28 protein-coding genes and 2 tRNA genes are annotated in these 24,231 nt (G+C 70.5%); 11 read left to right on the top strand and 19 right to left on the bottom strand.

Annotation, left to right across the window (positions count from 1 at the left end; genetic code table 11):
* Window positions 1-124 precede the first annotated feature (124 nt).
* From cofC to AFR_RS36850, 4 genes are read left to right on the top strand one after another with little or no spacing between them, the layout of a single operon-like run.
* Window positions 125-796, top strand: a complete 672-nt coding sequence (cofC, locus tag AFR_RS36835) for a 2-phospho-L-lactate guanylyltransferase (RefSeq protein ID WP_023561924.1) — start codon at window positions 125-127, stop codon at window positions 794-796.
* A 10-nt stretch (window positions 797-806) separates the two neighbouring features.
* The gene (locus AFR_RS36840) at window positions 807-1,004 is read left to right on the top strand and encodes a hypothetical protein (protein ID WP_023561925.1); all 198 of its coding nucleotides are present in this window, start codon (window positions 807-809) and stop codon (window positions 1,002-1,004) included.
* Between the two features lie 45 nt (window positions 1,005-1,049).
* A complete protein-coding gene (locus tag AFR_RS36845; RefSeq protein ID WP_041843217.1) occupies window positions 1,050-3,317 on the top strand; it encodes an RNA degradosome polyphosphate kinase in 2,268 nt (755 codons plus the stop codon).
* 5 nt (window positions 3,318-3,322) lie between these two features.
* A complete protein-coding gene (locus AFR_RS36850; protein WP_052359890.1) occupies window positions 3,323-4,204 on the top strand; it encodes an NUDIX hydrolase in 882 nt (293 codons plus the stop codon).
* 3 nt (window positions 4,205-4,207) lie between these two features.
* Here the strand turns inward: AFR_RS36850 and AFR_RS36855 are convergent, their stop codons facing one another.
* From AFR_RS36855 to leuC, 4 genes are all read right to left on the bottom strand, one after another.
* The gene (locus AFR_RS36855; RefSeq protein ID WP_023561928.1) at window positions 4,208-4,618 is read right to left on the bottom strand and encodes a hypothetical protein; all 411 of its coding nucleotides are present in this window, start codon (window positions 4,616-4,618) and stop codon (window positions 4,208-4,210) included.
* A 121-nt stretch (window positions 4,619-4,739) separates the two neighbouring features.
* Entirely contained in the window at window positions 4,740-5,630 is an 891-nt protein-coding gene (locus AFR_RS36860) for an HU family DNA-binding protein (protein WP_023561929.1), read from the bottom strand.
* A 176-nt stretch (window positions 5,631-5,806) separates the two neighbouring features.
* Window positions 5,807-6,394 carry a 3-isopropylmalate dehydratase small subunit gene (gene leuD, locus AFR_RS36865; protein ID WP_023561930.1) on the bottom strand — a complete coding sequence of 196 codons (588 nt, stop codon included), beginning with the start codon at window positions 6,392-6,394 and terminating at the stop codon, window positions 5,807-5,809.
* Between the two features lie 15 nt (window positions 6,395-6,409).
* Window positions 6,410-7,855, bottom strand: coding sequence for a 3-isopropylmalate dehydratase large subunit (gene leuC / locus AFR_RS36870; RefSeq protein ID WP_023561931.1), 1,446 nt, complete (start codon window positions 7,853-7,855; stop codon window positions 6,410-6,412).
* A 49-nt stretch (window positions 7,856-7,904) separates the two neighbouring features.
* Between leuC and AFR_RS36875 the strand changes: the two genes are divergently transcribed.
* Window positions 7,905-8,591, top strand: coding sequence for an IclR family transcriptional regulator (locus tag AFR_RS36875; protein ID WP_023561932.1), 687 nt, complete (start codon window positions 7,905-7,907; stop codon window positions 8,589-8,591).
* Here the strand turns inward: AFR_RS36875 and AFR_RS36880 are convergent.
* From AFR_RS36880 to AFR_RS36895, 4 genes are all read right to left on the bottom strand, one after another.
* Window positions 8,588-9,280: an N-acyl homoserine lactonase family protein gene (locus tag AFR_RS36880; RefSeq protein WP_023561933.1), complete on the bottom strand. Its 693-nt coding sequence runs from the start codon at window positions 9,278-9,280 to the stop codon at window positions 8,588-8,590. The two genes, AFR_RS36875 and AFR_RS36880, sit on opposite strands and share 4 nt — an antisense overlap.
* A 65-nt stretch (window positions 9,281-9,345) precedes the next feature.
* Window positions 9,346-9,418: transfer RNA gene (locus AFR_RS36885), tRNA-Glu, on the bottom strand.
* 116 nt (window positions 9,419-9,534) lie between these two features.
* Window positions 9,535-9,606: transfer RNA gene (locus AFR_RS36890), tRNA-Gln, on the bottom strand.
* Window positions 9,607-9,677: 71 nt separating this feature from the next.
* On the bottom strand, window positions 9,678-10,481 hold the full coding sequence (locus AFR_RS36895; RefSeq protein WP_023561934.1) for an SDR family oxidoreductase: 804 nt from the start codon (window positions 10,479-10,481) through the stop codon (window positions 9,678-9,680).
* 56 nt (window positions 10,482-10,537) lie between these two features.
* On the opposite strand from AFR_RS36895, the gene AFR_RS36900 reads away from it, so the two are divergent.
* On the top strand, window positions 10,538-11,326 hold the full coding sequence (locus AFR_RS36900; protein WP_023561935.1) for a TetR/AcrR family transcriptional regulator: 789 nt from the start codon (window positions 10,538-10,540) through the stop codon (window positions 11,324-11,326).
* On the opposite strand, the gene AFR_RS36905 is transcribed toward AFR_RS36900, so the two are convergent.
* Genes AFR_RS36905 through AFR_RS36920 form a run of 4 tightly spaced genes read right to left on the bottom strand, consistent with a single transcriptional unit; the run spans window position 11,281 to window position 14,193 of the window.
* Window positions 11,281-12,084 carry a fumarylacetoacetate hydrolase family protein gene (locus tag AFR_RS36905; protein ID WP_023561936.1) on the bottom strand — a complete coding sequence of 268 codons (804 nt, stop codon included), beginning with the start codon at window positions 12,082-12,084 and terminating at the stop codon, window positions 11,281-11,283. The genes AFR_RS36900 and AFR_RS36905 overlap by 46 nt on opposite strands.
* Window positions 12,085-12,126: 42 nt before the next feature.
* Entirely contained in the window at window positions 12,127-12,375 is a 249-nt protein-coding gene (locus AFR_RS36910; protein WP_023561937.1) for a helix-turn-helix transcriptional regulator, read from the bottom strand.
* A gap of 7 nt (window positions 12,376-12,382) precedes the next feature.
* Complete coding sequence (locus tag AFR_RS36915) at window positions 12,383-13,231, bottom strand: ABC transporter permease (protein ID WP_041841414.1); 849 nt, start codon at window positions 13,229-13,231, stop codon at window positions 12,383-12,385.
* Window positions 13,228-14,193, bottom strand: coding sequence for an ABC transporter ATP-binding protein (locus AFR_RS36920; protein WP_052359891.1), 966 nt, complete (start codon window positions 14,191-14,193; stop codon window positions 13,228-13,230). The genes AFR_RS36915 and AFR_RS36920 overlap by 4 nt, the downstream gene beginning before the upstream one ends.
* Window positions 14,194-14,240: 47 nt before the next feature.
* Between AFR_RS36920 and AFR_RS46495 the strand changes: the two genes are divergently transcribed.
* The 4 genes from AFR_RS46495 to AFR_RS36935 are packed head-to-tail and all read left to right on the top strand — an operon-like array spanning window position 14,241 to window position 16,864.
* Window positions 14,241-14,426, top strand: a complete 186-nt coding sequence (locus AFR_RS46495; protein WP_148308184.1) for a hypothetical protein — start codon at window positions 14,241-14,243, stop codon at window positions 14,424-14,426.
* Window positions 14,427-14,454: 28 nt separating this feature from the next.
* A complete protein-coding gene (locus tag AFR_RS36925; RefSeq protein WP_023561940.1) occupies window positions 14,455-15,393 on the top strand; it encodes a hypothetical protein in 939 nt (312 codons plus the stop codon).
* 5 nt (window positions 15,394-15,398) lie between these two features.
* Window positions 15,399-16,238, top strand: a complete 840-nt coding sequence (locus AFR_RS36930; protein WP_023561941.1) for a helix-turn-helix domain-containing protein — start codon at window positions 15,399-15,401, stop codon at window positions 16,236-16,238.
* Between the two features lie 44 nt (window positions 16,239-16,282).
* Window positions 16,283-16,864: a dihydrofolate reductase family protein gene (locus tag AFR_RS36935; RefSeq protein ID WP_023561942.1), complete on the top strand. Its 582-nt coding sequence runs from the start codon at window positions 16,283-16,285 to the stop codon at window positions 16,862-16,864.
* Window positions 16,865-16,867: 3 nt separating this feature from the next.
* Here the strand turns inward: AFR_RS36935 and arfB are convergent, their stop codons facing one another.
* Both arfB and AFR_RS36945 read right to left on the bottom strand, forming a co-directional pair.
* Window positions 16,868-17,305 (bottom strand): alternative ribosome rescue aminoacyl-tRNA hydrolase ArfB, encoded by a 438-nt coding sequence (gene arfB / locus AFR_RS36940; RefSeq protein ID WP_023561943.1) that lies wholly within the window; start codon window positions 17,303-17,305, stop codon window positions 16,868-16,870.
* Between the two features lie 303 nt (window positions 17,306-17,608).
* Window positions 17,609-18,526 carry an EamA family transporter gene (locus AFR_RS36945; RefSeq protein ID WP_052359554.1) on the bottom strand — a complete coding sequence of 306 codons (918 nt, stop codon included), beginning with the start codon at window positions 18,524-18,526 and terminating at the stop codon, window positions 17,609-17,611.
* Window positions 18,527-18,592: 66 nt separating this feature from the next.
* On the opposite strand from AFR_RS36945, the gene AFR_RS36950 reads away from it, so the two are divergent.
* Window positions 18,593-19,489 (top strand): LysR family transcriptional regulator, encoded by an 897-nt coding sequence (locus AFR_RS36950; RefSeq protein WP_023561945.1) that lies wholly within the window; start codon window positions 18,593-18,595, stop codon window positions 19,487-19,489.
* On the opposite strand, the gene AFR_RS36955 is transcribed toward AFR_RS36950, so the two are convergent.
* The 5 genes from AFR_RS36955 to AFR_RS36975 are packed head-to-tail and all read right to left on the bottom strand — an operon-like array spanning window position 19,473 to window position 24,184.
* Window positions 19,473-20,672: a sensor histidine kinase gene (locus AFR_RS36955; RefSeq protein WP_023561946.1), complete on the bottom strand. Its 1,200-nt coding sequence runs from the start codon at window positions 20,670-20,672 to the stop codon at window positions 19,473-19,475. The genes AFR_RS36950 and AFR_RS36955 overlap by 17 nt on opposite strands.
* Complete coding sequence (locus AFR_RS36960) at window positions 20,669-21,346, bottom strand: response regulator transcription factor (protein WP_023561947.1); 678 nt, start codon at window positions 21,344-21,346, stop codon at window positions 20,669-20,671. Before AFR_RS36960 ends, AFR_RS36955 begins: the two co-directional genes overlap by 4 nt.
* 7 nt (window positions 21,347-21,353) lie before the next feature.
* Window positions 21,354-22,229, bottom strand: coding sequence for a S1C family serine protease (locus AFR_RS36965; RefSeq protein WP_041841416.1), 876 nt, complete (start codon window positions 22,227-22,229; stop codon window positions 21,354-21,356).
* A gap of 12 nt (window positions 22,230-22,241) precedes the next feature.
* Entirely contained in the window at window positions 22,242-23,222 is a 981-nt protein-coding gene (locus AFR_RS36970; protein ID WP_023561949.1) for a VWA domain-containing protein, read from the bottom strand.
* Window positions 23,219-24,184, bottom strand: a complete 966-nt coding sequence (locus AFR_RS36975) for a DUF58 domain-containing protein (protein ID WP_023561950.1) — start codon at window positions 24,182-24,184, stop codon at window positions 23,219-23,221. Before AFR_RS36975 ends, AFR_RS36970 begins: the two co-directional genes overlap by 4 nt.
* Between the last annotated feature and the right edge of the window lie 47 nt (window positions 24,185-24,231).

Raw genomic sequence — 24,231 nt, forward strand, 5'->3', positions numbered from 1 at the left:
CCTGCTTGACCTCGGCAGGCCCCCGCGCTGCCATCCCCGTGCCCCTGGGACGAAATCATGCCTGCTCGCGGTCCTCGTAGCCAGGGCGGGGCCCGGCCCGCGGGCGGGTGGCAGGATTGACGCCGTGTCAGGAGCGGACTGGACGGCGGTCATTCCCGTCAAGCGTCTCAGCGCGGCCAAGAGCCGGCTGCGCGGAGCCGTGCTCGATGCCCGGCACGAGGAGCTGGCCCTGGCGATGGTGCGCGACACCGTCACCGCGGTCGTTTTGTGTGCGCGGGTGAGCGAGGTGCTGGTCGTCACCGACGATCCGGCCGCCTCGGCCGCCGTTGCCGCGCTGGGCGCCCGGGCCGTGCCCGACCGCCCCGGCGCCGGCCTCAACGCCGCCATGCGTTTCGGTGCCGATCTGGTCGCCGGGCTGTCGCGCCGCCGCGCGGTGCTCGCCGGGGACCTGCCCGCCCTGCGCCCCGACGAGCTCGGTGAGGCGCTGGAGGCGGCCGGCCCGGGACGTAGTTTTGTCGCCGACGCGGCCGGCACCGGCACCGTCCTGCTCACCGCGGACGCCGGCCAGCCGCTGGATCCGCACTTCGGCGAAGGCTCCGCGGCGGCGCATTCCGCGTCACTGGCCCGCACGCTGACCGGCTCCTGGCCCGGCCTCCGGCACGACGTCGACACCGCCGCCGACCTGCGCACGGTCCTCGCGCTCGGTGCCGGCGAGCACACCTGCGGGCTGCTGCGTGATCTCGGGCTGGTGGCCGATTGTGGCTCCGGCGGTGTCCCGGCGGGTCCGCACCGGTAGCGTTCCTGTCATGCAGGGCACCGTCGCGACCTTCGATCCACAGTCCCGCAGCGGCACCCTGCTGCTCGACGACGGCAGTGAGCTCGCCTTCCCGGCGGAGGCGTTCCAGGCTTCCGGGCTGCGCCTGCTGCGACTCGGGCAGCGCCTCTCCATCGAGTCCGGACCGGACGGCAATGTGATCAAGGTCCAACTTCCTGGAATCAAGTGAGCCTTGTTCATTTCCCGTTCACCTCCGACGGGCAATGATGGGGTGGTGACCACCCCGCCCCGGACACCCGACACGACCGTGCCCCTCGCGGCTCGCCGCCGCGGCACCGACGGGCGGTTCCTCCCCCGGGGGGAGCAGCCCGCCGAGGCGGGGACCACCAGCACCGAGAGCGCAGCCGAGCCGACCGCCACCGAGCCGACGGAGCCCGCCGTGACCACCCCTGCCCCAGCAGTTCCCGACAACAGCGAACTCCCCGAGGACCGCTTCCTCAACCGGGAGCTGTCCTGGCTCGACTTCAACGCCCGCGTGCTGGCCCTGGCCGAGGACCCCGAGACCCCGCTGCTGGAGCGGGCGAAGTTCCTGGCCATCTTCGCCAGCAACCTCGACGAGTTCTACATGGTGCGTGTCGCGGGTCTCAAGCGCCGGCTCAAGGCCGGTCTGCCGATGCGGGGTGGCGACCGCTCCTCGCTGCGCAACCAGCTCGAGATGATCACCGAACGGGCCGCGGATCTGGTCACCCGTCACGCCGCCTGCTTCGGCGAGGAGGTCCGGCCGAAGCTGTCCGCCGAGGGCATCGAGCTGGTCAGCTGGGCCGAGCTGGACGCACCCGAACGCGAGCGGCTGCGCTCGTTCTTCCGCGAGCAGGTCTTCCCGGTGCTGACCCCGCTCGCCGTCGACCCCGCGCACCCGTTCCCGTACATCTCGAGCCGGTCGCTCAACCTGGCTGTCGCTCTGCGCGACCCGGCCGGCAGCAGCACCGAACTGTTCGCCCGCATCAAGGTGCCCAACAACGTCCCGCGGTTCGTGACGGTGCAGAACGACAGCCGTGGCGCGCGGTTCCTGCCGGTCGAGGAGCTCATCGCGGCGCACCTGGACCAGCTCTTCTCCGGGATGCAGATCCTCGAGTGGCACCTGTTCCGGGTCACCCGCAACGCCGAGCTCGAGGTCGACGAGGACCGCGACGAGGACCTGCTGCAGGCCCTCGAACGCGAGCTCGCCCAGCGCAAGTTCGGCCCGCCGGTCCGCCTCGAGGTGGCCGCGTCGATCAGCGACCACGTCCTCGACCTGCTCTCCCGCGAGCTGGAGATGGACAGCCAGGACGTCCTGCGGGTGCCGGGCCTGCTGGACCTGTCGGCGCTCTGGCAGGTGTTCGGCGAGTGCGACCGCGACGACCTCAAGGACCGCCCGTTCGTGCCGGCGACCCACCCGCAGCTGGCCGACGGGGAGGTGCCGCGCAGCGTCTTCAACCGCCTGCGCGAGTGCGACATCCTCGTCCACCACCCGTACCACTCGTTCTCGACCAGCGTGCAGCGCTTCATCGAGCAGGCCGCCGCGGACCCGAACGTCCTGGCCATCAAGCAGACGCTCTACCGCACCAGCGGTGACTCGCCGATAGTCGATGCACTCGTCGACGCGGCCGCCGCCGGCAAGCAGGTCGTGGTGCTGGTCGAGGTGAAGGCCCGCTTCGACGAGGTGGCCAACATCGCCTGGGCCCGCACGCTGGAACGCGCCGGCTGCCACGTCGTCTACGGCTTGGTCGGTCTCAAGACCCACTGCAAGACCTCCCTGGTGGTCCGGCAGGAGGGCAACCAGATCCGGCGCTACTGCCACATCGGTACGGGCAACTACCACCCCAAGACGGCCCGGCTGTACGAGGACTTCGGCATGCTGACGGCCGACCCCGAGGTGGGTGCGGACGTCACCGACCTGTTCAACGTGCTCACCGGGTACAGCCGGCAGACCGCGTTCCGGCGGCTGCTGGTGGCGCCGCACGGTGTCCGCGCCGGTCTCATCGAGCGGATCGAGGAGCAGGCCCGGATCGCGCGTGCCGGTGGCGAAGCCCTGGTGCAGTTCAAGGTGAACTCCCTCGTCGACGAGGAGACCTGCGACGCGCTCTACCGCGCCTCGCAGGACGGTGTGAAGGTCGACCTGGTCATCCGGGGCATGTGCGCGCTGCGGCCCGGCGTGCCCGGCCTGTCGGACAACATCCGGGTCCGGTCGATCGTCGGCCGTTTCCTCGAACACTCGCGGGTGTTCCGCTTCGGCGTGGGTGACGACGCGGAATACTGGATCGGGTCGGCGGACCTGATGCACCGCAACCTGGACCGCCGCGTCGAGGCCCTGGTCCGCGTCACCCTGCCGTCCGCTCAGGAGGATCTGCGCAACGTGCTCGATCTGTCGATGCGCGACGAGAGCGAGGGCTGGGACCTCTCCCCCGACGGCACGTGGCACCGCCGCGCGTCGACACCGTCGGACCCGCACGTCCATCTGCAGGAGGCGCTGTTGCGCCGGATCATCGGCAAGGCGGTCTGACTTTGGTGCAGGAACCCGTCCGGGCCGCCGGAGGCGTCCTCTGGCGACCCGCCGGCGACTCGATCGAGATCTGCGTGGTCCACCGGCCGTACCTCGGCGACTGGAGCCTCCCCAAGGGCAAGCTCGACGGTGGCGAGCATCCCCTGGCCGCGGCGGCGCGGGAGGTGCTGGAGGAGACAGGCCTGCGTGGCGAGCCTCAGCTTCGGCTGCCCGAGGTCGCGTACACGATGCCGAACGGTGTGCCGAAGACCGTCGACTTCTGGCTGATGCGTGCGGAGGACGGCCCCGGCGTCCCGCCGGTCGACCCGACCGAGGTCGACGCCGTGGAGTTCCTGTCACCCGTGGACGCGATCGCCCGCCTGACCTATCCCGACGATCGCCGCCTGGTCGAGCACGTCGCCGCCCTGCCGCCGGTGACCGCGGTGACGGCGCTGGTCCGGCACGCGCACGCGGGCAAACGCAGCGAGTTCGACGGCAACGACAACCTGCGCCCGATCGACGAGAAGGGCCGCGGTGAGGCCGAGACGCTCGGGCTGGTGGTCTCCCTGATCAACCCGCGACGGCTCTTCGCCGCGACCCCGTTGCGGTGCAAGCAGACCCTCGAGCCACTGTCGGCCCGGGTGGGCCTGCCCATCGTCACCGATTCCGCCTTTGCGGAGCCCGTCGACACCGACGAGGTGCCGGCCAAGGTCAAGGTGGGAGCGGCCCGTCTGCTGGAGCTGCGCGACGGTGACCGTGCCGTGGCCAGCAGCCAGGGCAAGGTCATTCCCGGCATGCTCGCCCTGCTCGAGGACGCACCCGATCCGGAGCCCTACAAGACGCCGAAGGGCACCGGCTGGATCCTCACCTGGTCCGGCGAGCGCCTCCTCGGCCTGAGCCGCATCTAGGTTTCACCGTGCGGTGGTGGCTGCCTCGCGGCGGTCCGGCGGATCCGCACGCCACAGGCCGATCAGGTCGCCGGTGAGCCAGCGCGCCCGCCACATCTCGTCCTCGCGGGGCTCCCAGTCGCGCAGGGGCAGGGCCGCGACCCGCCAGGACAGCACACAGGCGAGGTACCAGCCGTAGAGCGGGACGAGGCCCAGCACGGCGTCGCGGCGGCGGTACGAGCCGTACGGTGCCAGCACGAAGACCGCCAGTCCGGACCAGCCACAGGTGACGGCCCAGTCCAGCAGTCCCTGGCCGGTCCAGTGCTCGGCCAGGTCGCCGAGGGTCCAGCCGGGCACGACGGCACCGGCGAAGACGGCCGCCGCGATCACCGACCGGCCGACGAGGCCGCGGGGTGCGGCGGTTCTGCGGTCCATGATGCGGACCGTAGGCTCAGCGGCCGCGGTGGCGCCGGAACACGCGAAGGGCGTCCACCGTACGGGTGGACGCCCTTCGTTTCTCAGCGTCGCGCTGAGCGGGCCTGACGGCCCGATGTGATCAGCGGGTCTTGCGGGCCGCAGTCGTACGCGCGGTCGTGGCCTTGCTCGCCGGAGTCGACTTGGCGGCCGCCGTGGTCTTGCTGGCGGTCGTCTTCTTGGCCGGCGCGGCCTTGGTGGCAGTCGACTTGGCAGCCGTCGACTTGGTGGCGGCCTTCTTGGCCGGCGTGGCCTTGGCCGTCGTGGTCTTGCTGGCCAGGGTCTTCGCCGCCGCCGTCTTGGTGGCGGTCTTGGCCGGAGCCGTCTTGGTCGCCAGGGTCTTGGCCGCCGCCGTCTTCGTGGCGGTCGACTTGGCCGGAGCAGCCTTGGTGGCAGTCGACTTGGCAGCCGTCGACTTGGTGGCGGTCTTCTTCGCGGGCGTGGCCTTCGCCGTGGTCGCCTTGGAAGCCGTGGTCTTGGCCGCCGCCGTCTTGGTGGCGGCAGTCTTGGCCGGAGCAGCCTTGGTCGCCGTGGCCTTAGCCGCCGTCTTGGTGGCGGTCGACTTGGCCGGAGCAGCCTTTGCCGCAGTGGTCTTGGCCGCCGCCGTCTTGGTGGCGGTGGCCTTCGTGGCGGTGGCCTTGGTGGCAGTGGACTTCACTGCTGCCGTGGTCTTCTTTGCAGTCGTGGCCTTGGCCACCTTGCCGCTCGCGACCATCTCCCGGAAACCGGTTCCGGGTTTGAATGCGGGGACGGACGTCTTCTTCACCTTCACCGGTTCACCGGTGCGCGGATTGCGCGCGGTACGCGCATTGCGCGCCCGCTTCTCGAAGACTCCGAAACCGGTAATGGCAACGCGATCGCCCTTGGTTACGGCGTTCTGCACCTCGCTGATGACCGCATCGAGCGCTGCTGTCGCCGTCTTCCGGTCCCCCAGTCGGGCGGCGAGCGCCTCGACGAGCTCTGCCTTGTTCACTGTTTCCTCCCGAACGTGAGAACTGGCCCAATGCGAGCCATTCTGCGCGCACCGTATGCCCTCTGACCAGCAGACACAAACATCTGCATAAAAAAAAACCCTTGTGTCGCAACGATTACGCCCTCACCGGGGACCCGGTGAGGGCGTAAAAGCCAGCGAGGACAAGGGAATTCGCGTCAGACGACCACCGGTTTGAAAGCCGGGCGACCCTTCTCGTACGTGGTAATCATCTCCTCGTGGCGCAGGGTCAGTCCGATGTCGTCGAGACCCTCCATGAGGCGCCAGCGACTGAAATCGTCGATGGGGAAGGTCCAGACGGCGTCGTCCACGCGCACCTGACGCTCGCCCAGGTCGACCGTGATCTGCTTGTCGGGCTCGCTGTCGGCCATGTCCCAGAGCGCCTCGACGGCTTTCTGGTCGAGCTGGACCGGCAGCAGTCCCTCCTTGAGGGCATTGCCGCGGAAGATGTCACCGAAGCGGGCCGCGATGACAACCTTGAAACCCCAGTCGCGCAGGGCCCAGACGGCGTGCTGACGCGAGGAACCCGTACCGAAGTTGGGGCCGGCGACCAGGATCGTCGCGCCGGTGTGCGCGGGGTTGTTGAGCACGAACGAGGCGTCGTCGCGCCAGGCGCTGAAGAGCCCGTCCTCGAATCCGGTGCGGGTCACGCGCTTGAGGTAGACCGCCGGGATGATCTGGTCCGTGTCCACATCGGAGCGGCGCAGCGGCATGACCTTGCCGGCGTGGGTGGTGAACTTGTCCATGGCTCCTGCTCCTGCTCAGAGGTCTGCCGGGGCGGCCAGCTTGCCGGCCACGGCGGTGGCGGCGGCGACCTGCGGCGAGACCAGGTGGGTACGCCCACCACGGCCCTGCCGGCCCTCGAAATTGCGGTTGGAGGTGGAGGCGGCGCGCTGTCCGGGGTCCAGCGTGTCCGGGTTCATGCCCAGGCACATGGAGCAGCCGGCGAACCGCCACTCGGCGCCCGCCTCGGTGAAGACCTTGTCCAGACCTTCGGCCTCGGCGGCCTCGCGGACCTGGTAGGACCCGGGGACGATCATCATGCGGACGTCGGCGTGCACCTGGTGGCCCCGCAGCACGTCGGCCGCGGCACGGAGGTCCTCCAGGCGCCCGTTGGTGCAGGAGCCCACGAACACCACGTCGACCGCGACGTCCTTGAGGGGCGTACCGGCCTCGAGGCCCATGTATTCCAGGGCGCGGCGGGCGGCGTTGCGGTCGGACTCCTCGACGAACTCCTCGGGATCCGGCACCGCGCTGTCCAGCGGTGCGCCCTGACCCGGGTTGGTGCCCCAGGTGACGAACGGGCTGACCGTCGAGGCGTCGATGTGGATCTCGGTGTCGTACTCGGCGCCCTCGTCGGACGGAAGTGTCTTCCAGTAGGCGACGGCCGCGTCCCAGTCGGCACCCTTGGGCGCGTGCTCGCGGCCCTCGAGGTACGCGAAGGTGGTCTCGTCCGGCGCGATCATGCCGGCCTTGGCGCCCCACTCGATCGACATGTTGCAGATGGTCATCCGGCCCTCCATGGAGAGCTTGCGGATGGCCTCGCCGCGGTACTCCACGATGTGGCCGTTGCCGCCACCGGTGCCGGTCTGGGTGATCAGCGCCAGGATCAGGTCCTTGGCGGAGACGCCGGGCTGCAGCTCCCCGGAGACCACGACCGCCATCGTCTTCGGCTTGGCCTGCGGCAGCGTCTGGGTCGCGAGCACGTGCTCGACCTCGCTGGTGCCGATGCCGAACGCCAGCGCGCCGAACGCGCCGTGGGTCGCCGTGTGCGAGTCGCCGCAGACGATCGTCGTGCCGGGCTGGGTGAGACCGAGCTGGGGGCCGATCACGTGCACGATGCCCTGGTCCACGTTGCCGAGCGAGCGGATCTGCACGCCGAACTCGGCACAGTTCTTGCGCAGGGTCTCGATCTGCGTACGCGACACGGTGTCGAGGATCGTCATCAGGTCGCCGCGGCGCGTGTTGAACGCGGGGTCGGCGTACCCGGTCGGGGTGTTGTGGTCCTCGGTCGCGAGCGTGAGATCGGTGCGCCGGACCTTGCGGCCCGCCAGGCGCAGGCCGTCGAAGGCCTGCGGGCTGGTCACCTCGTGCAGCAGGTGCAGGTCGATGTAGAGCAGATCAGGCTCACCCTCGGCAGCACGCACCACGTGGTCGTCCCAGACCTTTTCGGCCAAGGTCCTCGGCTTCGGAGTGGCTCCCACCATCTGGACATCCTAAATTCTGGGAGGTATGTTTCGGCTTGTGGGACACAGTATGAGCGGAGTCGGCGTTCTCGACAAGGCGGTGGTCATCCTCGCGGCCTGTGTCGACGGCGCGAGCCTGGCCGAATTGGTCGACCGGACGAAGCTGCCGCGGGCGACAGCACATCGGCTGGCCCAGGCCTTGGAGATCCACCGGATGCTGGTCCGCGACACCCAGGGCCGCTGGCGTCCCGGACCCCGTCTGGGCGAGCTGGCGAACGCGGCGCCGGACGTGTTGCTGACCGCCGCCGAGCCGCTGCTGTCCGCACTGCGGGACGCCACCGGCGAGAGCGCCCAACTTTACCTGCGTCGCGCGGATGAACGGATCTGCGTGGCCGCGGCGGAACGGGCCAGCGGTCTGCGTGACACCGTTCCGGTCGGTTCGGTGCTGCCGATGGTTGCCGGATCCGCGGCGCAGATCCTGCTCGCGTGGGAGCCGCCGGAGGCCGTGATGCCGTTGCTGCCGCGCTGCAAGTTCACCGGCCGCACCCTGGCCGAGGTGCGCCGGCGGGGCTGGGCCCAGAGCGTCGCCGAACGCGAGCCCGGTGTGGCCAGCGTCTCGGCGCCGATCCGCGACCGCACGGGACGAGTGATCGCCTCCATCTCGATAAGCGGTCCGATCGAACGCCTCGGACGCCGCCCCGGCGAGCGGCACGCGATGGCCGTGGTCCGCGCGGGCCAACGCCTCAGCGGCCTCTAGGGAGTCCACACGGCGTTGTCGTGGGCGAAGACGACGCGCGCCGGGTCGAAGCTCAGCAGTCGTTCCATCCAGGCCGGAGCAAACGGCAGAGGCTCCTGCGCGCCGTCCTGCTCGGCGCGCCGGGCCAGCACGTCGCCGGTGAAGCCGACCGCGTGGTCGTGGCTCTGCCCCGCCACGATCACGGTGCCGTCGCCGCGCCGGACCACGAGGGACTGATGCCCCACGGTGTGCCCGGGCGTCGGCACGATCGTCACGCCGGGCAGGATCTCGGCCTCACCGTCCAACTCGACGTAGACCGCGCCCGGTGAGTCGATGAGCCACGGCAACGTGTGGTCCTCGACGGTGCGGGCGATGTCCAGCTCGAGCCGCTGCGTGTAGATCGGCCGGCCGGGCAGCGAAGGGTTTCCGCCGCTGTGGTCGAAGTGCAGATGGCAGTTGACGACGTGCCGGATGTCATCGGGCTGTGCGCCCGCCACCGCCAGAGCGTCCGGCAGAGCGATGCGGTGCGGGCGGTAATGCGCGTCGACGTCGGGATCGCCGCCCATGCCGGTGTCGACCAGCAGCAGACCGTCCGGATGCTCGACCAGATAGCCCAGGCACGGCTCGACCCGGGGCACACCGGTGCCGGTCTCGGAGGCCGGGCGGATGAAGTAGCCGAAGTTGATCCGTCGCACGTTGATGTCCGTCACTCGGATCAGTCTGCCGCAAAAGCAAAAGCGGCCCGTGTCTCTCGACACGAACCGCTTGCTGCTTGTAGCCCCGAAGGGATTCGAACCCTCGCTACCGCCTTGAGAGGGCGGCGTCCTAGGCCGCTAGACGACGGGGCCAGAACACGCTGAACTTCTGTGCTGCCTTACCTGTTGCTGCCTGCTCCTTGGCGGGAGCAACGGTGCGGAACTCTATCAGAAGCTCCAGCACCACCGTCCCTCGCGGGCCGGTAGCGCTGGGGTACCAGGACTCGAACCTAGACTAACTGGACCAGAACCAGTCGGGCTGCCAATTACCCCATACCCCATTTGGTGCGGCGTGCCGTACCGAGTGGAAACTCTACCCGAGCCCCTGGTGGCGAACAAACCGGGTTACCAATTACTCGAACATGGCGGTGTTGGCCCGGGCCCACGCAGCGAAGGTCGTCGCCGGGTGGCCGGTCAGCTCGGCCACCGTGGGCAGCGCGACCTGGGGATGTTCGGCGAGCTGGGCCAGACCGTCCGCGTACCAGCGGGCGTACTCCCCCATCGCCTCGGAGAGCTGCTCGACGAGCTCCTCGTGGGGCAGGTCGACGTAGGTCAGCTCCCGGCCCAGGGCGGCGCCGATCCGGTCCACCCGCTCGCGCCGGGTCAGTGACTCCGGGCCCGTCAGCTCGTACGAGTGGCCCTCGTGACCGTCCTCGAGCAGGCAGCGGGCCGCGACCGTGGCGATGTCCTCCACGGCGATCGGTGCGTTGGCGGCCGAGCCGTAACCGTCGCGGACGACGTCGCCGGCCGCGATCTGGGCCGACCAGATCCCCGAGTTGGTCATGAACTCACCCGGCTCGAGGTGCACGAACGGCACCCCGCACTCCTCGACACCGTCCTCGATCGCCTGCCAGTGGTCACCCTTGGCCCCGGCCATGTCGACGATCCGCCGCACACCGGCCTCGGCCGCCAGCCGGCACGTCCGCGCGTTGGTCTCGATCAACGGGGCGAGATACATCCGATCGACGCCGGCGAGGGCGGCGGGCAGGGTCTCGGGGCGGCCCAGGAAGCCCCGGACGACCTCGACGCCGTCCGGGAGCCCGGCCTTGGCGGGATTGACGGTCAGCGCGCGGATGTCGGTGGCGCCGGCGGCCAGCAACTCGTCCACGACCAGCCGGCCCACTCCACCGGTCGCGCCGGTCACGAGGATCTTCATGGCGAACTCCCAGTTCTCGTAGGGTCTACGGAAACTCTTCTCGTAGGGTATACGAGATGACGGAGTTCAGCGGTACCGATCCGGACCGGATCCTGCCCCTGCTGTGGCGGCACCGGAGCCCGGCGAAGGGCCGGACCGGCCGGCCACCGCGGCTCACCGTGGACGCGGTGGTGGTGGCGGGCCTGGCCATCGCCGACGCCGAGGGGCTCGAAGCCGCCTCGATGGCCCGCGTGGCCGCACGGCTCGAGGTCGCGACGATGACGCTCTACACGTACGTGCCGTCACGCGCCTACCTCGTCGAGCTGATGGTCGACGAGGTGCTCGCGGGGCGGCGGCTCCCCGGCCCCGGCGACGCGCGTCCCTCCGGGTGGCGCGAGCAGATCCAGCTGTACGCGGACCGCACGATCACGATGTACCGCGAGCACCCGTGGCTGACCGAGGTCTCCCGCGTACGGCCGCCGCTCGGCCCCGGCATGCTGCGTGAGAGTGAGTACGTGCTGTCCACGCTGGGCGGCGTACCCGTGGAGCGGCGCAACACGGCCGCCGTGACCATCACGATGTTCGTGACGGCCGCGGCCCGGCAGGAGGGCGAGAACGCCCAGCTGCGCCGGACCGACGGCCAGTCCAACGACGCCTGGTGGAGCGAACGCGGTCAGCTCTGGGAGGACTGGTTCGACGTCGAGCAGCACCCGGCGATGACCGAGCTGTGGAACGCCGGCGGTTTCGACCGCGGGCCGGACCAGCAGGCCGTGGACGCGTTCGCCTACGGCCTGCGCCTGCTGCTCGACGGCATCGAGGCTCAGTCGAGCGACACGACCGGGTTGCGCAGCTCGCCGATGCCCTGAACGCTCACGGACACGGTCTCGCCCGCGAAGATCTGGCTCACCCCGGCCGGTGTGCCGGTCAGGATGATGTCGCCGGGCAGCAGGGTCATGACGTGCGACACGTAGGAGACCAGCGTCGGGACGTCGAAGACCATGTCCTTGGTCCGGCCGAGCTGGCGCACCTCCATCGCGTCGGGGTTCTTGCCGACCTCGCAGCGCACCTCGAGGTCGCTGACGTCGAGGGTGGTCTCGATCCACGGGCCGATCGGGCAGAACGAGTCGAAGCCCTTGGCCCGGGTCCACTGCGGGTCGCTGCGCTGCAGGTCACGCGCGGTCACGTCGTTGCCGACGGTGTACCCGAAGATGGCCTTCTCGGCGCCGGCCCGGTCCACCCGCCGGGCGCCGGTCGCACCGATCACCACGGCCAGCTCGGCCTCGTGCTCGACCTGCTTGGACTGCGGCGGGATCCGGATCGCGTCGTTGGGGCCGATCACCGAGGTGGACGGCTTGATGAAGAGCAGCGGCTCCTTCGGCACCTCGTTGCCGAGCTCGGCGGCGTGGTCGGCGTAGTTGCGCCCGATGCCGATCACCTTGCTGGAGAAGATCGGCGCGAGCAGCCGGACGTCGGCCAGGGCCCAGCGCTGACCGGTGAAGCGCACCTGCTCGAAGGGGAGACTGCCGATCTCGGCGATCGTCAGGCCCTGGGTGCCGGCACCCGACTCACCCTCGACAACACCGAAGGACACACCACCGGCATGAACAAAACGAGCGAAACGCACGGCAAACCCCATCCATTGAGCGACGAACACGCAGGAACGAGGCTACGCGCTGCGCGGTGCCGGCTCGGCGCCCAGCCGCGGGAACGGGCTCAGCGAGAAGACCACCTCGACGGGCACCTCGAAGTAGTCGCAGATGCGCAGGGCGAGATGCAGTGACGGGCTGAACTCACCGCGTTCGAGATAACCCACGGTCTGGTAGTGCACACCCAGGGCGTCGGCCAGCTGACGCCGCGAGATGCCGCGCTCGGCACGCAGCATCGCGATGCGGTTGTACGTGATCTCACTGCTCATGCTGTCCTCATACGGTCCGCAGCATGGCCTTCTCGCGGCGGGCGGCGACCGCCGACCCCGACTCGCGGCGCGACATCCGGCGCAGGACGATCGGCGCGACCACCAGGCCGGCCACCGCCCACAGCCCGAGAACGCCGAAGGTCTCCAGGGTCCGCCAGGAATGACCCAGCTCGGCGACGGTCAGCGCGTCGGGCAGGAACACGGAACGCATGCCCAACCCTAGCCAGTAGACCGGGAAGACCTGCGCAACGCCCTGCAGCCAGCCCGGCATGGCGCTGATCGGATAGAAGATGCCGGAGATCGCGACCAGGCCGATCACCGGCAGCATGACCAGGCCCATGTTGCGGGGGCTCTCGAACAACGAGCCGATCACCGCACCCAGCGGCATGGTGGCGACGAACCCGAGCGGCACCAGCACCATCAGGATCAGCCAGCCGGTCGCGTCGACGTGCAGACCCTCGACGACGAACAGGCTCGGCACCAGCTGCAGCACAAACCCGATCAACGTCATCCCGCCGACCAGCACGATCTTTCCCACCAGGTACGCGGACATGCCGTTCGGCGTCGCCTTCGCCCGCAGCAGTGTGCCGTCCTCGCGATCCGTCACCAGCAACGTGGCCGTGCTGACCAGACCGGCGAAGGCCAGACCCATTCCGAACGTGCTCGGCAGGGTGCGGGCGCCGAGCGAGATGTCCGTGCCGGGCACCGTCGCGTCACGCATGAAAAAGACGGTCCCGACCAGCAGCACCGCCGGGAACAGGTACGTCCACAGATCAGCGATGTTGGTGCACGTCTGCCGCAACTCGATCACGCCACGGGCGGCGCCGGCGCGCACGGCCGTACGGAAAGCGCTCATCGGACCACCCGGAAAGCTGCCGCCGCGGCACTGCCGCGACCGGCCTCGACGTCGCGAACCATGGTCATGTAGGTGTCCTCCAGGCCGGCCCGGCGCACTTCGAGATCGGCGACGGTGTCGCCGTACTGCAGGAACAACTCGCGGACGAAACGCGTGGCATCGGCGGCGGAGTGCACGTACCGGGAGCCGTCGCGGGTCCAGCGGATCTCGGCCTCGCCGGCGACGCGCCGGGACAGCTCGTCGGCCGAACCGTCCGCGATGATCCGCCCGCCGGCCAGGATGACGATGCGGTCGGCCAGCTTCTCGGCCTCGTCGAGGTCGTGGGTGGTGAGCAGGATCGTGGTGTCGTCCACGTCGGTCAGCCGGTGCACCAGATCGTGGAACTCCCGCCGGGCGCCGGGGTCGAAACCGACCGTCGGCTCGTCCAGGAAGAGCAGCTCGGGCCGCCCGACGATGCCGATGGCGACGTCGAGCCGGCGCCGCTGGCCACCGGAGAGCCGCGAGATGCGCTTGCCCGCCTGCCCGGTCAGCCCCACGACCTCGATCAGCTCGTCGACCGGCCACGGCCGCTGGATCCCCGGTGTCGAATAGTCGGCGTAATAGGTGCCGAGGTGGTGCAGCAGCTCCCGCACACGCCACTTGCCGTGGTCGCGCCAGGACTGCAGCACCACACCGAGGCGGGCCCGCCAGCGCTCGCCGCCGGTCGCCGGGTCGGCCCCGAGCACCCGGACGTCACCGGCCGACCGCATCCGGAACCCCTCGAGGATCTCGATGGTCGTGGTCTTGCCGGCGCCGTTGGGGCCGAGCAGGGCCAGCACCTCGCCGCGCCGGGCCGAGAAGGTCACCCCGTCGAGCACGTCGGTGGTGCCGTAACGCATCCGCAGGTCGCGGACCTCGAGCACCCGCTCCTCCGCCGCCACATCCTCAGCGCCGGCCTGGAGTGCCCCCGTCAATGTCTCCATGACGAGCACACTATCAAGGATGTAGTAGATGTACTACATTCGTTTGCATGCCAACTACTGAAACCCCGGAGCCTCGGACCGCCGCCTTCCTGGCCGGACTCGGCTTCGCACCCGTCGGTGTCCTGCCCATGCCCGTCTCCACCGCATTCGCGTGGTTCATGCTGCACCCGCCCGCCGACCGCAAAACCCTCGTTCGGGCGTTCCTCACCACAGACGACGCCACGGGTCGATAGGAGTGGACTTGCTGGATACGCTGGTGCGATGCGGATCAGCGAAACCCACGCGCTGAACACCGTGCTGCCCTCGGTCAGCTGGATCCCGCTGGCCCGCGCCCACGCCGACCGCGCCGACGAGATGACGGCCGGCCACCGTGCCCGCAAGGCCAAGGGCGAGAAGCACGCCATAGAGGATTTCCTCTACGACTACTACGGCACCCGCCCCGCCCAGCTCCGCCGCTGGCACCCGGGCGTCGGCACCGGCCTCGCCGCGGCACCGGGCGGCCTGGCCGAGCACTCCGCCTGGAAGTGGTACAAGACCCACCCCGACGGCGTGGTCGCCCTCGACATCGAGGCCTACATGCACGCCCGCGGCGAAAGCGTGCGCTACATCCACGGCCTGCTGACCGCAACGGCGTCCCGTCCCGCGTTCTCGGGTTGTTTCGGCCTCCACGAGTGGGCGATGGTCTACCGCCAGCCGGAAACCCGCCACTCCCTCCCCCTGCGCCTGGGCCAGGCCGAGACCGACAAGGTCGTCGAGCAGCACCCGATCCGCTGCACCCACTTCGACGCGTTCCGGTTCTTCACCCCGGAAGCCGTCGGGCTCAACCGCCTCCAGCCCACCCGGGCCACCCAGGTCGACCTCGACCAGCCCGGCTGCCTCCACGCCGCCATGGACTGCCACAAGTGGGCCACCAAACTCGGTCCCGCGGTCCCCGGCGCCCTCGCCCTCGACTGCTTCGCCCTGGCCGGCGACATCCGCCTCCTGGACATGCAGGCCAGCCCCTACGACCTGTCCTCCTACGGCGAGGCTCCGGTCAAGATCGAAACAGCCGAGGGCAAAGCGGAGTACGTCGCACGTCAGCGCGAGTTCGCCCGCCGCGCCGCCGCCCTCCGCGGCCGCCTCATCCGCGTCTGCGACGAACTCCTCGGCCCCGCCCTCGCCGCCGAGAACCGCGAAGCCGTAGCCCCCAACAACATCTGACCGACATGGAGTACGTGTCCCGGGCGCCGCGACCGCCGCTCGACGGGCTGATCGACGACCTCTACTACCTCGAGGGTGTGTCCCCGTACGCCCGGCTGACCCTCCCGGCCAGCCCGGCGGCGTTCCTGATCGTCAACCTCGGGGCACCGTTCCGCATCCGCGCCGGCACCGACATCACCACGGCCGAGTACGCCGACGGCTGCGTAATCACCACGCCGACCCGCGCACTGGAGTTCGGCTACCCACCTTGGACGCGGTCCGTCGGTGTGCACTTCAAGCCGTGGGGTCCGGCGCCGTTCCTGCCGATGCCGGCCGCCGAGCTGTGCGACCGGCCGGTGACGGTGGAGCAGGTCTGGGGCCGGCCCGCCGTCGCTGAGCTGCGAGACCGGCTGGCTGCAGCCGACAGCCCGCACGAGATGCTGACGCTGCTCGAGGACGAGCTGATGCGCCGGCTGGGCGACACGACCGGCCTGGGACTGGTCCGCGGTACGAGCCGCATCATCGCCGCGACCAGCGGCGCGGCGGCCATCGAGGACCTGCGGTTCTCAGCCGGTGTCAGCAGCACGCACCTGGCCCGGCGCTACAAGGAACTCATCGGGGTCACACCGAAACGCCTGGCCCGGGCGTACCGTTTCACCGCCACCGTGTTCTCGATCAACCCCGCCGAACCGGTCGACTGGGCCGGCCTGGCGAGCAGCGCCGGCTACTTCGACCAGGCCCACTTCGGCCACGAGTTCCGCGCCTTCACCGGGCTCACCCCGACCCGCTACGTCGAAGAACGGCGGCGGTTCCTGCGCGACCATCCCGGCCACGTGCTGGACGACTGGCCACTGCCCGCCGATTGATTTTTTACAAGAACACCAGCGCGCCGATCCCTACCCTGAGGGCCATGGGCAAAGTAGTGATGTACGGCTCGGTATCGGCGGACGGCTTCATCGCGGACACCAACGACCAGCCCGGACCCCTGTTCGAATGGCTGATCAGCGGCGACGTCCCCCTGGACGACAGCGGCGCGCTGAAGGTGTCACAGGCCTCCTACGACCACACCCGGTCGTACTGGGACCGGATCGGGGTGACGATCTGCGGCCGCCACGTCTTCGACCTGACAGACGGCTGGGACGGAAAACCCCCGAGCGGCATCGACCACGTGGTCGTCGTGACACACCGTCCGCCGCCCGACGGCTGGGACCCCGAGGCGCCGTTCCACTTCGTCGACGGCGTGAAAGCAGCCGTGACCAAAGCACAGCAACTCGCGGGCGACCGCCTGATCGAGGTCGCCGCCGGCAACGTCGGCGGCCAGGCGCTGGCCGCGGGCCTGATCGACGAGGTCCGCATGGACGTCGCCCCCGTCATCCTCGGGTCCGGCAAACGCTACTTCGGCGCCGTCGACGCCCAGCACCTGCTGGAAGACCCCGACGTGGTCATCCAGGGCACCCGCGTCCTCCACCTGAACTACCGGGTACGCCGCTGACCGCTAGTCGAGCTCCCCGCGCCGGCCACGCTTGATCTGCCCACGGCGCTTCTTCTCACCGATGCGACGCTCGACCGCACCCCGCGAAGGCCGCGTGGCCCGCCGCGCCCGCGGCGGCGCAGCAATGGCGCCGGCAACGATCCCGGCCAGACGGGCGGCTGCGGCCTCACGGTTACGCAGCTGCGAGCGGTGCTCGGAAGCGGTCACGGTCAGCACACCGTTGACGAGGCGATTACCGAGCCGCTCGATCGCCCGCTCCCGCAACGAAGCCGGCAACATCACCGACCCGGCCAGATCCCACGACAACTCCACCCGCGAGTCGGTGGTGTTCACACCCTGACCGCCGGGCCCACTCGACCGGGAGAAGCGCCAGGCAAGCTCCGCGGCCGGAATGGTCAACCGCTCACTGACCTGCACATCATCCGCCACGCCGCCCAGCATCCCACCCGACCCACCACCCCCGCCAGGCAGTTGTTGATCGACACAGCTCACCGCCGGCCGGCAACGTCCTGAAAGCTCTGAGCCGGCCGGGCCCGACCCGGGCCGGGATCTGCGCGTCCGTCTGGCTGACCGAAAGAGCAACGGCGGCTCGACCTGTCTGACCACACCCACCGGCTTGCACTGATGCCTCGCGGGGACTCGCCGCGTCGCTGTCCGGCAACCCCGCAAGCCCCTGCTGTCTTCCGCGAGGGAAAACCGCACAGAACCGGAATCCGCGGAGTGGGCGGCCCGGTTGGCGAGGTGTCATCGGGCCGATGGGATCGGCAATCCGTCGTCGGGAAGGTGTTGGCCGGCCGAGGCTTCGAGTGGCAGGGGTTGAGTGGGGCGGCGGCGGGCGGCCGAGAGGGTCGAGCCGATGCTGGCCAGGACAACAACGGCGATCGCGGCCGCCGTGGTCAAAGACAGGGGTTGGGAGAGCAGCAGCCACCCGGCCAGTGCAGCCACCGCCGGTTCCAGGCTCAGCAGGATTCCGAAGACCGCCTGCGGCAGCCGGCGCAGCGCCGCCATTTCCAGTGTGTAAGGGATCACCGAGGCGAGCAGTCCGGTGCCCAGCGCCAGGAGGAGTAGCGAGGGCGAGGTGAATGCCGTCGCGGCGCCGGACAGGCCGCCCGGGAGGACCAGGAGGGCGGCGACCGTCATGGCTACGGCGAGGCCGCCGTGGCCCGGGACCGCGGCGCCGGCTCGGGTGCCGGCCAGGATGTAGAGGGCCCAGAAGATCGCGGCGATCAGGACGTAGAGCACACCCACCGGGTCCAGGCCTGCGGCGTCCGGGCCGGTCCAGCCCAGGGCCAGGACGCCGAGGGCGGCGAGGGCCACCCAGAGGAAGTCGCGGCCGCGGCGGGAGAGGACCGCGGCCAGGGTGAGGGGGCCGAGGAATTCGATCGTGACGGCGATGCCGAGGGGGATGCGGGCGATCGCCGCGTAGAAGAAGCCGTTCATCGCGGCGAGGGAGACGCCCAGGAGGACAACCTCGCGCCACTGGTCGCGGCGCCATGCCCGGACTGCCGGGCGGGCGATCAGGAGGAGAACGATCGCGGCGAGGCCGAGGCGGAGCAGGGTGGCGCCGGCGCTGCCCGTGGCCGGGAAGAGGTGGGCGGCCAGGGCGGCGCCGATCTGCAGGGAGGCGCAGGAGCCGAGGACCATGAGCACGGGCGTTCGCATGTGCTCACCGTCGCCCGGCGTCGATCGGTTCGTCCAGCGAATGTTTCTGAGCGATAATGGTTAGCGATGCTGGACATTCATCGGCTGCGGCTGCTCCGCGAGCTCGACCGGCGGGGCACTCTCGCGGCCGTCGCCCGGGCGTTGTCCTACAGTCCTTCGGCCATTTCGCAGCAGCTCACGCAGCTGGAGGCGGAGACCGGGACGACGCTGCTGGAGCATGTCGGGCGGGGTGTGCGACTGACCGAGCAGGCCCGGATCCTGGTACGCCACACCGAGGTGATCCTCGAACGACTGGAGCTAGCCGAGGCTGATCTGGCCCGGAGCATGACGGAAGTCACGGGCACTCTGCGGGTGGCGTCGTTCCAGTCGGTGATGCTGGCGCTGGTGCCGACGGCCCTGTCGCTGGTCGCCGAGCGGCATCCCGCGTTGCGGGTTCAGCTCACGCAGGCGGAGGCCCACGACGCATTTGCCGGGCTGGTCGCCCACGACTTCGATCTGGTGCTCGGTGAGGAGTACCCGGGTCTGGCGCAGCCGCGGCTGGACGGTGTCGACGAGGAGGACCTCACCTCCGACGAGATGCGGTTTGCTGTTCCGCCGGACGGGCCGTGGAGCCGGGGCGAGTTGTCCGAGCTGGCCGGGGCGCCGTTCGTCTTCGATCCGGGCAACATCATCCCGGGGCAGTGGGCGCGGAACACGTGCCGCAGCGCGGGCTTCGAGCCGGATGTTCGTTTCTCCAGCGGCGACCTGTTGCTGCAGGTGCGGCTGGTCGAGACCGGGCACGCGGTCGCGTTCCTGCCGGATCTGCTCTGGGCCGGCAGTTCACCCGGCGCGGTGCGGCTGCATCACCTGCCGGGGCGGCCACGGCGGCGGCTCTTCACCGGTGTGCGCAGCGGCGCGGGTCAGCAGCCGCGGGTGCGCGCGTTCCGTGAGGCGTTGCGCAGCAGCATCACGTCCACGGGCTGATCGCGGGCGGTGGTTCCTCGTCGGTACGGCCCGCGGCAGGCAGCCACAGCACGAAGGTGCTGCCCACCCCGAGGGTGGAGAAGGCTGCGACCTGACCGCCGTGGGACTCGACGATCTGCCGGACGATGGCCAAACCGAGGCCGGTCCGACGTTCACGGGAACGGGCGCCGGAGTGGGCAGCAGCGGCGCCGCGCCAGAAGCGGTCGAAGACGCGCGACAGGTCGTCGGGTGCGATGCCCGGCCCCTGGTCGGCGACCGCGATCCACAACCACGAGCCGATCCGGCCGGTCGCGACCGTCACGGTCGAGGACGTCGGAGCCAGGCGTACGGCATTGGAGAGCAGGTTGCCGACGGCCCGGCGGAGCGCGTCGGCGTCCCCGATCAGGTGCAGGTCGTCGGTCAGGACGTAGCGAAGGGTGAGGATCCGCTCGGGGATGAACGACTCCTCGCCCGCCTCCCGGGCAACGGCCGACAGGTCGACGTCGACGTCGGTCATCGAGTCGGCGTCGCGGCGGGCGGTGGCCAGCAGGTCCTCGACCAGGCGGGACATCCGGGTGGTGGCCCGGTCGACGACGGCCACCGCGCGGTCGCGTTCGTCGGGGGTGGCTTCCGGGACGGTCAGCGAGGCGTCGAGATTGGTCCGGATGATCGCCAGGGGGCTGCGCAGCTCGTGCGACGCGTCGTCGATGAGCTGCCGCTGGGCCTGGAAGGCGTCGTCGAGGCGATCCAGCATGGAGTCGATCGTGTCGGCCAGGTCGCGCAGCTCGTCACGGGGGCCCTGGAGGCGGATGCGGCGGGACAGGTCGGTGGCCTGGATCTCGCGGGTGGTGCGGGTGATCGCTCCGACCGGGCGCAGGGCCCGGCCGGAGAGCACCCAGCCGATGCCCAGGCTGACGAAGAACAGACCGGCGAGGGCGATGAGCGAGTACGTACGCAGGGTCTGCAGGGTGTTGTAGTTGATCGCGGCTTCGATCTCGCGCACATCGGCGACCTGGATCCGGTCGACCACGACGCGGCCGTCCTTGACGTAGGCCTGTCGCTCGTTGATCTGCTGCGGGTTCGTGGTGGCGGCGACCGCGAAGTAGGTGATCGCGAGCGCCGCCCCCGCCAGGGCGAACAGCAGTGTGGAATAGAGCATGGTCAGCCGGAACCGGATCGACCGGAACAGCTCCGGCCGTTTCACGACTCGCCCAGCCGGTAGCCCCGGCCGACCACCGTCTCGATCGAGCCCTCTCCGAGCTTGCGGCGCAGGGTGCCGACCGTCACGCGGACGGTCTGGGTGAACGGGTCCGCGTTGGCGTCCCAGACGTGCTCGAGCAACTCCTCGCTCGACACGACGTGCCCGGGCCGGGTCATCAGGTATTCCAGGACGCCGAACTCCTTGGGTGTCACCGCGAGCCGCTCGCCGCCCAGGGTGACGACGTGCCGGGCGACGTCCAGCACGATGTCGCCGACGGTCAGCACCGCGGACCGGCCGGCCGTGTCGCGCCGGAGCAGCGCCCGCACCCGGGCCAGGAGTTCGGCCAGGGCGAACGGCTTCACCAGATAGTCGTCGGCACCTTCGTCCAGACCGCGGACACGATCCTCGAGGCCGCCGCGGGCGGTGAGCATCAGCACCCGCAGGTCGCCGTCGCCCGGGGTGGCGACCTCACCGTTGCGCAGCGAGCGGCACAGGGTGAAGCCGTCGCCGTCGGGCAGGTTGATGTCGAGCAGCATCAGGTCGTACTCGTTCACGGTCAGCCGGTCGTACGCCTCGGCCGCGTCACCCGCGACGTCGACCGCGTAACCCGTCCGGGCGAGACCCACCCGCAGTCCCTCGGCCAGGTCTTCCTCGTCCTCCACCACCAGCAGCCGCATCTGTCGACTATCCACGGCCGATGAGGGTTGTTGCCACCTGCTGGGCCCGGTCGATGGGCACGGCGAAGCCGATCCCGATGGATCCGCCGCCTTCGAGCGTCGCAATTGCGGTGTTCACGCCGATCACTTCTTCCCGGGCGTTGACGAGTGGTCCACCCGAATTGCCGGGGTTCACCGACGCATCGGTCTGGACCGCGGTCTGGCGTACCGTGCCGCCCAGCCGGACCTGCCGGTCGAGCGCGCTGACGATGCCCGCGGTGACCGTGCCGCTGAGGCCGAGCGGGGAGCCGACCGCCAGCACCGGCTCACCGACCCGGGTGGCGCTCAGGTCGGCCAGATCCAGCGGCCGCAGTGCGCTGGAGGGCGTGACCCGCAACACCGCTATGTCACTGTTGGGGTCGGTGCCCACCACCTCGGCGGTGAGCCTGCGCCCGTCGGAGCCGACAACACTCACCGAACCGCCGCCACCGGCCACCACGTGGTTGTTGGTGACGATGTGCCCGCGGTCGTCGAAGACGAAGCCCGACCCGGATGCACCGCCCGAACCGGTGCGGACCTGCACGGACACCACCCCGGGAAGGGCCCGTGCGGCGGCGCCGACCAGGTCGGAGGGCACCCCGGGCGGTGCCGGTGCGGTCGACGAGCCTGCGGTGGGTTCGCCGGCCTCCGGGGTGGATCCGGCGAGATATCCGGCCGCTCCGCCCGTACCGGCGGAGACCGCGACCAGGGCGAGACCGGCAGCCGCGAAGAGCGGCCACTTCCTTGCGGTCCCCGCGGGTCTCGGATCAAGAGCGTGCGACGGTACGCCCGGAGCGCGCTCGTCGAAGCCGGGCGAGATGAACTCGGGTCCCCGAGGTGCCCCGCCCAATCCAGGTGCCGACATGGTGTTCTCCTTCTACGGGAGGCGGGCGAACCAGAACATGGAAGCCAGCGCGGCGAGGACCGCCAGGGCCAGCCCGAAGCCGATGAACCGGGCCGAGATGTCCTGCGTCTCGGTCTCGTAGCCCACCGAACTGCCGATGTCGGCGTAAGCGGCTCGCAACTCGTCCGCGCTGCCGGCCTCGAAGTAGTTGCCGCCGGTCGCGTCGGCGACCGCCTGCAGCGTCTGCCCGTCGACCGGTACGGGCTGACCGCCGCCCCCGGTGCCACCGCCGAGCGCACTGCCCCCGATCGTGCCGTTGGCAGTCCCGAACGAGATCGCGTCGACGGGTACGCCCAGCTCGGTGGCCAGGGTGGCCGCGTCGGCCGGGTCCTGTCCCGCGGTGTTCGCGCCGTCGGAGAGCACCACCACCCGGGCGGGCGGCACGTCCTCACCGGCTTCGGCGTCGAGGGTGCGGATAGCGTCCAGCGACGTGGCGATCGCGTCGCCGATGGCCGTACCGGCCCGACCGGCCGTGCCCTCAGAGAGGCGGTCGATGCCGGCGTCGACCGCCGCACGGTCGGTGACCGGCGGCACGAACACCGACGCCGTACCGGCGAAGCCGACCAGTCCGACGTTGAACTCCGGCGGGAGGTTGGCGACAAATTCGCGGGCGGCGGCCTTCGCGGCGGTGAGCCGGTCGGGGTCGACGTCCGTGGCCAGCATCGACCGGGAGACGTCGACGGCGACGAGCACCGTGGCGCGTTCGCGGGGCACCTGCACCTCGGCCTGCGGCTGGGCGAAGCCCACGACGAGCAACGCCAGCATGGCCAGGAACAGCCCGGCGGGAACGTGCCGGCGCCACTGCGGACGTTTCGGCGCGACCCGGTCGAGCAGCTTGAGATTGGTGAACCGCACGGCGTACCTGCTCCGCCGCCGCTGCATCACGACGTACGCGACAGCAAGCGCCGCGACGGCCACGAGCAGCCACAGCCGTTCCGGTGACAGCCACGTCATGGTCTTGCTCCTGTTCGGGATGCTCGGCCCAGGCGCCGCTGGGCGTGGACGTGCCGGACGATGTCCGCGACCCAGTCGCGGTCCGTCCGAAGTGGAAGGTGGCCGGCGCCGGTACGCCGCAACGCCCCGGCGATCGAGGCCTGCTGGGTGGCCGCCGCGGCCGCGTAGCGTTCGCGCAGTTTGCGGCTGGCCGTGGGCACCTCCCGCCGGCGTCCCGTCTCCGGGTCGACGACGGTCAGCAGGCCCACGTCCGGCAACTCCTGCTCACGCGGGTCGCTGATCTGGACGGCGAGCACCTGGTGCCGGGCCGCGAGGCGGCGCATCGGCTGTTCCCAGTCGGGTGCGCCGGGGCCCAGCCCGTCGTCGTCGAGACCGTCGAGGAAGTCCGAGACGATCACGACGAGACCACGGCGGTGGACTGCACGGTGCAGCCCGTCGATCGCCTCGGCCAGCGGTACCGGGTCGGTCGCGGGCAGCGCCCGGGGCACCGCCATCAGGGTGCGCAGCATGCCGAGCAGGTGAGTGCGGCCGCTGCGCGCCGGGAAACGGCGTACGCCACCGGGGCCGAGCAGGTGCGCGCCCAGCCGGTTGCCGTGCCCGGCGGTGAGGAAGCCGACCGCTGCCACCGAGGCGACGGCGAGCTCCCGCTTCTCGAACTCGGCGGTGCCGAAGTCCATGCTGGCCGAGGCGTCGACCAGGATCCAGCTGGCCAGTTCGCGATCCGCGTCGACCTGCCGGACGTGTGCCACGGCAGTCCGCGCGGTGACGGACCAGTCCATGCGCCGGACCTCGTCCTCACCGGGCCGGTACTCCCGGCTGCCGGCGGGCTCGCTGCCGATGCCAGGCAGCAGACCCAGGTACGAGCCGTGCAGCATCCCGTCGAGCCGCCGGGTGACCATGAGCTCGAGCCGCCGCAGCCGCCGCTCCGGCGCCAGCTCGTTGATCGACGCACCCTCGTTCATCCTGCACCACCGGGCATGCCCTTCTGGCCCTTCCTACGTCGCCTTCG

Source organism: Amorphoplanes friuliensis DSM 7358 (assembly GCF_000494755.1).
GTDB lineage: Bacteria > Actinomycetota > Actinomycetes > Mycobacteriales > Micromonosporaceae > Actinoplanes > Actinoplanes friuliensis.